General features: G+C 42.0%; 9 protein-coding genes. 7 read left to right on the forward strand and 2 right to left on the reverse strand.

The genetic code is table 11. The features are described from left to right. The 5 genes from BCU75_RS20675 to BCU75_RS20695 all read left to right on the forward strand — a co-directional run bounded on the left by BCU75_RS20675 (position 1) and on the right by BCU75_RS20695 (position 4,537). Entirely contained in the window at positions 1-1,206 is a 1,206-nt protein-coding gene (locus BCU75_RS20675; RefSeq protein WP_004733635.1) for an amino acid ABC transporter permease, read from the forward strand. A gap of 1 nt (position 1,207) precedes the next feature. Further along, the gene (locus BCU75_RS20680) at positions 1,208-2,305 is read left to right on the forward strand and encodes an amino acid ABC transporter permease (RefSeq protein ID WP_076678166.1); all 1,098 of its coding nucleotides are present in this window, start codon (positions 1,208-1,210) and stop codon (positions 2,303-2,305) included. 22 nt (positions 2,306-2,327) lie between these two features. Next, positions 2,328-3,092: an amino acid ABC transporter ATP-binding protein gene (locus BCU75_RS20685; RefSeq protein ID WP_009846639.1), complete on the forward strand. Its 765-nt coding sequence runs from the start codon at positions 2,328-2,330 to the stop codon at positions 3,090-3,092. Positions 3,093-3,386: 294 nt separating this feature from the next. Beyond that, positions 3,387-4,052 carry a Bax inhibitor-1/YccA family protein gene (locus tag BCU75_RS20690; protein WP_076678165.1) on the forward strand — a complete coding sequence of 222 codons (666 nt, stop codon included), beginning with the start codon at positions 3,387-3,389 and terminating at the stop codon, positions 4,050-4,052. Between the two features lie 155 nt (positions 4,053-4,207). Beyond that, positions 4,208-4,537, forward strand: a complete 330-nt coding sequence (locus tag BCU75_RS20695) for a TusE/DsrC/DsvC family sulfur relay protein (RefSeq protein ID WP_004733621.1) — start codon at positions 4,208-4,210, stop codon at positions 4,535-4,537. A 62-nt stretch (positions 4,538-4,599) separates the two neighbouring features. Here BCU75_RS20695 and yccX read toward each other — a convergent pair whose 3' ends face one another. Further along, positions 4,600-4,887, reverse strand: a complete 288-nt coding sequence (gene yccX / locus BCU75_RS20700) for an acylphosphatase (protein WP_076678164.1) — start codon at positions 4,885-4,887, stop codon at positions 4,600-4,602. Between the two features lie 88 nt (positions 4,888-4,975). Here yccX and BCU75_RS20705 point away from each other — a divergent pair, with 88 nt between their 5' ends. After that, positions 4,976-6,379, forward strand: coding sequence for a methyl-accepting chemotaxis protein (locus tag BCU75_RS20705; protein ID WP_102474941.1), 1,404 nt, complete (start codon positions 4,976-4,978; stop codon positions 6,377-6,379). A 129-nt stretch (positions 6,380-6,508) separates the two neighbouring features. Further along, complete coding sequence (locus BCU75_RS20710; protein ID WP_102474942.1) at positions 6,509-7,702, forward strand: class I SAM-dependent methyltransferase; 1,194 nt, start codon at positions 6,509-6,511, stop codon at positions 7,700-7,702. A gap of 71 nt (positions 7,703-7,773) precedes the next feature. Here the strand turns inward: BCU75_RS20710 and BCU75_RS20715 are convergent, their stop codons facing one another. Then, entirely contained in the window at positions 7,774-11,433 is a 3,660-nt protein-coding gene (locus tag BCU75_RS20715; RefSeq protein ID WP_206747132.1) for a VWA domain-containing protein, read from the reverse strand. Positions 11,434-11,489 lie beyond the last annotated feature (56 nt).

Genomic DNA, 11,489 nt, shown 5'->3' on the forward strand with positions numbered 1-11,489 from the left:
ATGAAACCTAATGAAACTATTTCTCCAGCTCAGGCAAAGCCACAGCCCAAAAGTGCCAACCTTTTTTACAACCCAACTTTTCGTTCAATTGTTTTCCAGATTCTCGCCGTCGGGGCGCTTTGTGCTTTCTTTTACACGATCGTAAATAATGCACTCACTAACTTAGATTCCCGTGGTATCGCCACTGGTTTTGACTTTCTATCCCAAGAAGCTGGTTTTGGTATCGGCTTAACACTGATTGAATACGACGAAACATTCTCATATGGTCGTACCTTCTTTATCGGTCTTCTCAATACCGCTTTGGTTTCTGTACTCGGCATCATGTTAGCCACGGTACTGGGTTTTAGTATGGGTATCGCAAGACTTTCTTCAAACTGGCTGGTTAGCCGATTTGCGGCTATCTATATTGAGATATTCCGAAACATCCCTCTTCTGTTACAAATCTTTTTCTGGTACTTCGCCGTTCTACAAGCCTTACCTTCTGCTCGTCAAAGTATGAGCCTTGGTGAAGCCATTTTCTTGAACGTACGTGGTTTGTACTTCCCTGCACCAGTGTTAGAGCAAGGCAGTAGCATTGTGATCGCATCATTGATTACTGGTGTCATCGCTACTTTTGTTATCAACATCTGGGCTAATAACAAACAAAAGCTAACTGGCCAACAAACACCAATGTTGCGAATTGCTGCGGCGTTGATTGTGGGCTTACCATTGGTAACTTACTTTGTTATGGGAATGCCTATCTCTGCGGAGTACCCTGTTTTAAAAGGGTTTAACTTCAAAGGTGGTATCAGCATTATCCCTGAACTTGCTGCATTGATGCTTGCTTTAAGTATCTACACAGCAGCATTCATCGCTGAGATTGTGCGTTCAGGTATCAACGCGGTAAACCATGGGCAAACAGAAGCTGCGATGTCTCTGGGCCTCCCAAGAACAAGAACCCTTAAGCTGGTGATTATTCCGCAAGCATTAAGAATTATCATTCCACCATTAACCAGTCAGTATTTAAACCTGACCAAAAACTCATCACTTGCGATGGCCATTGGTTATCCCGATCTTGTCTCTGTATTTGCAGGCACAACATTGAACCAAACAGGACAAGCTATTGAAGTAATCGCGATGACTATGGGCGTCTACCTGACTCTAAGCCTATTAACATCCGCTCTAATGAACATATACAACCGCAAAGTAGCGTTGGTGGAGAGATAAGATGAGTACACATCAATTTCAACCTGATCTTCCGCCTCCAGCGAATACTGTTGGACCTGTCGGTTGGTTAAGAAAAAATCTATTTAATGGACCAATTAACAGTGTCGTCACTGTGGTGCTTGGTTATTTTGCTTTCACTTTATTGTGGGCAATAGCAGATTGGGCATTCATTAATGCTGATTGGATAGGAACAACTCGAGATGCCTGTACAAGTGATGGGGCATGTTGGGTTTTCATTAGTGTTCGCTGGGACCAATTCATGTATGGCTTCTATCCAGAAGCTGAACTGTGGCGCCCTCGCCTTTTCTACGCAACGTTAGCTATTTTTGTCGTTTTGTTAGCTTACGAAAAAACACCTAAGCGCACGTGGATTTGGTTGTTCTTCGTAAACATCTACCCGTTTATCATTGCTGGCTTACTATACGGTGGGATATTTGGACTAGAGGTCGTTGATACACATAAATGGGGCGGCCTACTGGTTACACTGATCATCGCACTTGTTGGTATTGTAGTATCACTCCCTATTGGTGTTGCACTTGCACTTGGGCGTCGTTCAGAGATGCCTATTATCCGCAGTATGTGTACCGTTTACATCGAGATTTGGCGTGGCGTACCGCTGATTACGGTTTTATTCATGGCTTCGGTAATGCTTCCCCTCTTTTTATCTGAAGGAATGGAAACCGATAAACTGATCAGAGCGCTTGTCGGGGTTGTACTTTTTAGTGCTGCTTATATGGCAGAGGTAATTCGTGGTGGTTTACAAGCAATACCAAAAGGTCAATACGAAGCTGCTGATGCCCTAGGATTAAGCTACTGGAAAAAAACAGGGCTTATCATTCTGCCTCAAGCTCTAAAAATCACAATCCCTTCAATTGTGAACACCTTCATTGGTTTGTTCAAAGATACCAGTCTTGTTTTGATTATCGGTATGTTTGATGTACTAGGGATTGGCCAAGCCGCGAATACCGACCCTGAATGGCTTGGTTTCTCCACAGAAAGTTATGTATTTGTCGCGTTAGTGTTCTGGGTGTTTTGTTTTGGCATGTCGAGATACTCGATTTGGCTAGAAAACAAACTTCACACCGGTCACAAACGATAATTAACAAGATCAAGGACGTATTATGACGCAGCAAACAGAAAACAACTCTCAAGGTCTTATGATCGAGTTAAAAGACATGAACAAGTGGTACGGTGAGTTCCACGTTCTTAAAAACATCAATTTGGAAGTTAAAAAAGGCGAGAAAATCGTAATTTGTGGCCCTTCTGGTTCAGGTAAATCTACGATGATTCGCTGTATCAACCGATTAGAAGAACACCAAAAAGGTCATATCTTCGTTTCTGGCAATGAATTGACAGAAGACCTGAAGAACATTGAAGCCGTTCGCCGCGATGTCGGTATGTGTTTCCAGCACTTCAACTTGTTCCCTCATCTAACGGTATTAGAAAACTGCACCTTAGCACCAATCTGGGTGAAAAAGATGCCGAAAGAGGAAGCCGAAGCCATCGCGATGAAATTCCTCGAGCGTGTGAAAATACCAGAGCAAGCGGATAAATTCCCAGGACAGCTTTCAGGTGGTCAACAGCAACGTGTAGCAATTGCTCGTTCTTTATGTATGAACCCGCAAGTTATGCTGTTTGATGAACCAACATCGGCACTCGATCCAGAAATGGTTCGTGAAGTATTAGATGTAATGGTTGAATTGGCCGAAGAAGGCATGACAATGTTGTGTGTAACGCACGAGATGGGTTTTGCTAAAGAAGTCGCAGACCGCGTCATCTTTATGGATGCAGGTGAAATCATAGAAGAGAACAACCCTGTCGACTTCTTTGAAAACCCACAATCGGACAGAACGCAGAACTTCTTGAGCCAAATCTTGCACCATTAATGTGTTATGATGCATAAACTATAGAGGCGGCTTAGGTCGCCTCTATATTTTTCAAGATTGTAGATAGTTTTCAAAGGTTATAAATCATTAGCCAGTAACTATAAAAGTTTGAACATCGAGTATAAGCGACTCTTTGTAAGTCATTGGAAACATTTTGTTACACCTTAAGAAACACTTAACCGACTATTTTGATTATTATTTTAAGTATACAAAAGGAATGAAAGACTTGATTTTTCGAACTTTCAGCCCCATAAATGTACTAATAACTATTGAAGTCACCTTACGAGGAAGATTATGAACAGCCCTATGTTTTCACGCACAGCATCTCAAGAAAGTGCTCTGCAAACCAATAAAGTGTTGCGTAACACCTACGCACTACTGTCTATGACACTACTTTGGTCTGCTGTAGTAGCAGGCGTATCTATGGCGATGAACCTTCCTCGCCCTGGTCTTATCATTATGCTAGTTGGTTTCTACGGCCTACTGTTCCTAACAGAAAAAAACCGTGACAACAGCATGGGTCTAGTCTTCACATTCCTATTTACAGGTTTCTTAGGCTACACCATTGGTCCAATCTTAAACATGTACGTTGGCGCAGGCATGGGTGATGTCATCCTTACTGCACTTGGTGGTACAGCATTAGCCTTTATGGGTGCATCAGCTTACGCACTGACGACTAAACGTGACCTTTCATTCCTTAACGGTATGCTAATGGCTGGTTTTGTTGTTCTGCTAGTAGGGATGGTTGCAAACATCTTCCTACAAATGCCTCTACTGTCTTTAGCAATGAGCGGTATGTTCATCCTATTCTCGACTGGTGTTATTTTGCTAACAACGCAAAGCATCATCCGCGGTGGTGAGACGAACTACATCTCAGCAACGATTAGCTTGTATGTTTCTATCTACAACATCTTCATCAGCCTATTAAGTATCTTAGGCGTTATGAACAGCAACGACTAATCTACCTGTCGATGAAAATATAGCCCAAGAGCCTGCTCTTGGGCTTTTTTGCATCTATAACTGCAATAATTCTATAGTTAGTCACAATATCTATTGAGAAATGTAAACTTGGTCATGTACCCTATCTGCATAGTTAATTGGATTCTGGATTATACATGTTTGAATATAATGGCAAGCAAATCGAAACCGACGCTCAAGGCTACCTATTGGACTACACACAATGGGAAGAAGGTATGATTGAGATTCTTGCTCAAGACGAGGCGATTGAGCTGACTGATGCGCACTTAGAAGTGGTACATTTTGTAAGAAGCTTTTACGAAGAGTTCAAAACCTCTCCTGCTGTTCGTATGCTCGTTAAAGCGATGGAAAAAGCGCACGGCCCAGAGAAAGGTAACAGTAAGTACCTGTTCAAGTTATTCAAGAAAGGCCCCGCTAAACAAGCAACCAAGCTCGCTGGTTTACCTAAACCAGCAAAATGCTTGTAACTCTTAAACAGCTTTAGGTTACTTTACTCTCAAGGTAAAGCGGAAATACTGTAGTGCGCTAGCTACAGTATTTTAAAGTCCCCTATACGTACATCTTGTAGCTCATTGTCTTTAGCTAGGTGCATCACTACACGGCTTACTGTTGCTGTCGAAGGACCAATATTAAGCCACGCGTGTAACTTCTCTATTTGCTTACCCTCTCCGACAGCTAACACTTCAACTCGACCATCATTTAGGTTCTTTGCATAGCCTGAAATATCCAGAGCTTGTGCCTGTCTACTAGTGTGATAGCGAAAACCAACACACTGAACTACGCCTGACACGACAAAAATATATTGTGAACTTTCCATAACGTTGCCTCATAAATTGCATGAATGGTATCGTTGCGATTCTATTCATTCACCGCTTATTGGTGGACTTACTTCGAGTATAACGATTATGAAAGAAATCCCATTTCGTTGGATTGATAAATATCTCATTCACCTAAAAATCCAAGAAAAGTTCTATCTACTCTTCTTATTACCTCTTCTCGCCCTGGTTATATTGACTCTTGTTTTAGATAGCGCCGCGGACTCTTTGCTTGCTCATCTTTATCAAGAAGAAATGCTCTTGATGAAAGGGCTAATCGAGGCAGGTCAACTCACTAAAGACCAAGTGGCTCAGCTTGTCAGTAACTCTGGCACCATCTCTTTAGGTTATGGTATTGGTTCCGTCTCAGTTATGAACGGTGCATTCAGCTTAGTTGCTAACCATGACCAAAACTTATGGTCAGCTCTATCCACGACTCAGGTTTCGATTATCGCAGTAACCCTAACGCTTATCGCGCTAGGTGTTTACTACATCATGACTTTCATCGGTGGCGCAATGTTCTCTATGAACAAAGCGTTAAGCACACTAGCGAGTGGTGATCTCACCTGTCGTATGAACTACTTCCTCGTTCGTGATGAGTTCAGTGAAATCGCAATTACTATTGATAAAGTGGCAGAACGTGAACAAAACATGGTTCTTTCCATTCAAGAATCTGTCGCACTCATGCAACAGATCAGTTCTGACTTAAACCAGTCGACACAACAAAGCTCTGACATCTCGGGTAATCAACAAGAACATTTGAATAGCCTAGCGAGCGCAACAGAACAAATGGCAGCAACTATTCGCGAAGTCGCAACTCTTGCTCATGAGTCTAGCTCTCAAACTATGGACGCTCGTGGTGTTGCACAGAGTGGTCAAGTTAAGGTTTCAAATACACTGGAATCTATCTCGAGCCTATCTCAAGAAATTCAATCAGCTTCGCAAGCGGTAGAAGAGCTTGATGCTAACGCAGCGCAAATTGATGAAGTGGTCGCGACCATTAATGGTATTTCACAGCAAACAAATCTACTGGCATTAAACGCAGCTATCGAAGCTGCACGTGCCGGTGAGCAAGGTCGTGGATTCGCAGTTGTTGCCGATGAAGTCCGAGCTCTTGCTGGAAGAACACAGCAAGCAACCGTTGAAATCCAAAGCATGATTGAATCATTACAACGTAACAGCCAATCACTAACTAAGTTAATGGAAGTGACGGTGAGCAACGCAAATGAAGGTCAAACATTGATGTCAGAAGTGAACGTTGAGATCGGCTCGTTAGCTGAAAAGAACCAGTCTATTTCTGATAGCAGTACTCAGATTGCTACTGCAGCTGAAGAGCAAGGCGTTGTTGCTGACAACATTGCACAAAGTGTTGAAGAGATCCGCCATCAATCAGACAGCATCTGTGAAATGATCAGTAAGAGTAATTCCAATGTTGACCAACTTCGTAAGCAAAGCGATACGATGGAAGGTTTGCTGACAGGTCTTAAAGCTTAATACTGATATCTAACCACTATGTGTTAATTAATCATTGCTAGGGCTGCTTCTGCAGCCCTTTCTTATTTGCTTTTCCCTTGTACTTCCCCGACAATACCCCTCCTTCAAATTCAACAAACAGAGTAAATTATGACTCCTTCAATTCATCTAGCTAAAGGCCGAGATAAATCACTACGCCGCAAACACCCTTGGGTATTTTCACGCGGTATCGATAAGGTCGAAGGCGAACCACAACAAGGTGAAACTGTAGACGTATATGCTCAAAATGGTCAGTGGCTCGCAAAAGCAGCTTACTCACCAGAATCTCAAATTCGCGCTCGTGTTTGGACATTTGAAAAAGAAGAAATCAATAAAGCGTTTTTCATCAAAAGATTTAAAGACGCACAATCATTACGTGAAGATATTATCGAACGCGATGGCCTAACAGGATACCGCTTAACGGCAGCTGAATCTGACGGCCTGCCAGGTATTACTATCGACAAGTACCAAGACTTCTTAGTTTGCCAACTACTGAGTGCTGGCGCAGAATTCAACAAAAACGTTATCGTTGAAGCGTTAGTTGAATGCTTCCCTGAATGTAATATTTACGAACGATCTGACGTAGCGGTTCGTAAAAAAGAAGGTTTAGAGCAAACTGTCGGCGTACTGCATGGCGAAGAGCCACCTAAGTCAGTAGTCATAGAAGAAAATGGCGTGAAAATCAGCGTAAACATCATGGAAGGCCACAAGACTGGCTTCTACATGGACCAACGTGATAGCCGTAAAGAATCTATGAAATACGTTAAAGGCAAAGATGTCCTTAACTGTTTCTCATACACCGGTGGTTTTGGCCTTTACGCACTTAAAGGCGACGCAAAGCGTGTAATCAACGCAGACGTATCTCAACTCGCTCTGGATACGGCTAAGTTCAACGCTGAACTGAATGAGTTTGATATCTCGAAAAAGCGTGCTGTATTCCTAAACGCAGACGTATTCAAACTACTTCGCGAATACCGAGACCAAGGCACTAAGTTTGATGTCGTTATTATGGATCCACCAAAGTTTGTTTCAAGCAAGAACAACCTAACATCAGGTGCTAACGGCTATAAAGACGTTAACATGCTAGCGATGCAAATCCTTAAGCCTGGTGGAACACTACTCACCTACTCTTGCTCAGGTTTGATGAGTGCTGACCTATTCCAAAAAATCATCGCTGACGCCGCTCTAGATGCGGGCAGAACAGTGAAGTTTGTTGAACGCTTCGAGCAAGCTGCCGATCACTTGATCGATACCGCTTACCCAGAAGGTTTCTATCTGAAAGGTTTTGCTTGTAAGGTGCTTTAATTCTAGTGCTTTAGAGTCTAGCTTTTATAGCAAAACAGACGCATTAAAAAAGGGCCTTTCGGCCCTTTTGTCTAATTGTTTATGTCAGGAATATTTATAATATCGTTTAATAAACCACTAACGTTTGTAATACTCCCACTTTCAATGTAATCACTGAACTGGGAACCAACACCTTGAATAATAACTTCTTGACTGTTGCCACCATCATTGATTGTGAGCTTTAGGTCTGCATTTGATAAATTATCACTGGCTTCAAGTGTTAGATCTACCTTATTAGCTTGAAGTAAACTATCTATGGTGTCGTTTGAGTCAGTATGTAATAAGTCTGAAATATCAATTTTATCCTCGCCCTTCGTGAAATCAGTGATTATATCCTGCTCTCCATTGCGAATATCAATCTTGCTGTTAGACGTATCTTGGTCAACAAACTTGAAGATGTCGTCATCACCACCACCGGTTAAGATGTCATCACCCAAACCACCGATTAAAATGTCTTCTCCAGATCCACCAGTTAAGCGATCCTCTCCAGATCCACCTCTTAAACCATCATTGCCTTCGCCACCATCTAATACATCATTACCTGCCGCACCATAGATAATATCAACACCACCTTGACCATATACATGATCGCCACCTGCGCCACTATGACCAACATCAATATGTGCACTGCTAAACTGTAAACTATTCAAGGCGCTGTTTTCATCTGAAGGGCTTTGAAGATGTTCTAGATCTCCACCAGACATAAACGCTTTCATGTCATTGTTAGCTGCGTTGATGCTTGCAGCAGAGTTAGCATTATTGTCGAGAGTAGTATGGCTGTCGCCCAAATACAGTGTGTCATCACCTTCACCTAGGAATACATCGTCACCTGCGGCGCCTACATCAATTACTATTCCATCTTTATGTCCGTCGACTTTTTGATTGTCCTTTCCTGCCGGATTTTGGCTCCAAAGCAGCTCTTCAGATGAATGCCCATAATGATTCAAGCGAACATGATCGACTATATCACCTTCAGACTTCACATCTGAAACTACATTAACACCGTCGATTTCAAATGATAGCAAGCTGTTGCTGCTGTCACCATCTAAGTCAGTCACCGTGTAGTAAAAGTCTAATTGAACAGGTTTATTATCCGCTGCACCAAAGAATTGGTAACCGCCATCATCTAGATCAATTAATAAGCTATGCTTAGAATCAATATAGATGGTTAGAGTCTTTGTATCAGTATCAAAAGTGTAAGAAATACTTGAATTCGAACCAATCGAAGTGACATTACTGCCGTTATAGTTAAACGTCACACCTTCAATGACGATTTGACTTACAACCGCATCATCGGCCCCTTGGTTATTTGATAGTAAACTCCCGCCAATCGGTTGTATCAACGATTGCAGCAACACTGGAGGTAACTGTGTAACATCGGGGACAATAATTGCTTCCGTATCCTGATCGGTTAGCCCATCATAGGAACTAGGGTTGAGGTATTCCGCAGGAGCATTATTACCGATGCCATAAGATTGTGCTGTAATATCGTGCTGCTCAAGATGAGTTTTCCACCATCCTTCTTCAACCTGGCTAATTAAATTTGAGTTACCGTCATCTGAACCTGTTGGTTCGCCATCAGATAAGAAATAGCTAATATTACTGGCGTTTGACAAGCGACCTGATTGATCCCAGGTTTGGTTTGCAATCCATAAAGCATCATCATAGTCGGTACCTCCGCCAGCGTTCAATCCATTAACATAACTAATTGCAGCGGTTACGGAGATCCAATCTGTGTAGTTCGCTACATTTTGATTACCGCGAGAGTTATCTGAAAAAGCAACTATCTGTACTCTGGTTTCGCCAAGTGATTCATATTGCTTAAGCATCTGAATCGTTGACTCTTTCATCACTTGAAGTTTCGATTTTCCGTTACCTGCGTCTTCTTTCATCGAGCCTGAAACATCCAGAACTAACTGAACATTAGCACCCGATTTAGTTTCGGCGACAACGTCATGGTGGACTCTTTGCGACTCTGGAGAGTCGTCTTCAACAATAATAGAAATTGAGCCGCTACCTGTAAGAGCTCCGTCAGAAGCCTTAATTGGTATCTCAAATGACATTATATCTTCACCTGATGGGTCATCATGTTGAAGCCCTGAACTAAGCTCAACGTTATAGTTACCATCGTCATCAATTACAACAGTGATGATGGTTTCATTTAGCGTTGAATTATTAGCGTCAGTATTTGCACTACCAATTAAAGTTTGTCCATCTGACGACAAAGACCACTCTACTAAGGTTCCATTACTAGTATAAATATTGCTTGTTGGTTCACCCAAACTCACTTCTAACATATCGCCATTATTATCTTGTAATGAAATTACCCCAGAATATGACGAGTTATTAGTTAAATCGGAATCCTTGGTAATACCAATATCGTCTTGTAACCCAGCCAATAAGCCCTCTTCGGCAATCCTTACTGCACTAGTACCTACTTCAGGCCTTTGTGGTAACTCTAACACTGTAAGGACTAAGTCTGCAGTGGTTGATGCTGTATCAGAATTACTAACTTCAGTAGCAGTAGCGGTTATTGAATAATTATAAACCCCGGGAACATCTACAATTACGGATAAATTGTCCATATCTAGGCCAGATATATCAACGCCACCATTTGAAGTAACAACTAATATAACCGAACCATCGGTAATCTGTGTGCCAATTGGAAGACCAGATAATGATAGCGATAATACTTCCGAGCTATCGATATCATTCAATGCAGCATCAAAGTCAGGCAGAGCTATAAAGCTATCTTCAAACCCCTGAGAGTCAGCTTTAACAATTTCCAAATTGTCTAAAATTGCACCCACACTGCTACTAGCTTGTGTATCTGCGGAAACGAGTAATAGACGATAATTACCGCCAACATCTGACGGTAGTACCACTGTTTGATCTCTCAACCAATCCTCATCATTAGGTCTAAATTCATAAAGAACTGTCTCCTGCCCTGTATCCATATTGATCCAAACAACATTGAGATCGGAATTGCCATTTGAAATTGAATTATCACGACCGCTGATATCAAAACTGAACGAATAGTATTGCCCCTGTTCCACATCGATATCCGTATAAACAACGTCATCAACGTTGTTATATTCTATTTCTAAAACAGTATTTGTTGAGTCACCACCAGAACGATATGTTGACTCTCTACCAACTTCGACACGGTTACCATTACTGCTATGCCACTCTCCTACAGTTCCGGGGCCGAATACTTGGTTGATATTGACACTACCCCAACTTCCGGAATAATTTGTATCATCAAAGTCAATTGCCGCTGTAACGTTATCGCTATTTACAGTCAAAGTCGGAGCGTCTGCAACGGCAGAAATATCAATAGACATTGTCGAACCGCCACTGACATTTACCCCATCAGATGCATAGAAATTAAATTCGGTATAATCACCTAAATTATTCCCGGAAGTTCCTTCGTTATCAAACATTGACGTACTAGATTCGTCCGAAATAGGAACAAAAACTAACTTGCCTGAGTCAATTTCTGATTGAGTAATTTCATACCCGTCAGCTCCAATAACCGACCCTGTTAGTTCTACCCACAAGTTCCCGTCAAGATAGTAAAGAGTTCCAGAAGCGGGTTCACTTGTAATTACAATCGTTAAATTAGACGAGTCCTGATCTGTCACATTAAAGTCTGACGACTTAAATATGTATGTCGTATCTTCTATCCCCACAACGTGAGAGTTTAAAGTATCAGGTGCATCGTCATCATCGGTGATGGTCGCCGTGC

Origin of the sequence: Vibrio splendidus (assembly GCF_002873455.1) — a bacterium.
Taxonomy (GTDB): Bacteria; Pseudomonadota; Gammaproteobacteria; order Enterobacterales; family Vibrionaceae; genus Vibrio; species Vibrio splendidus_J.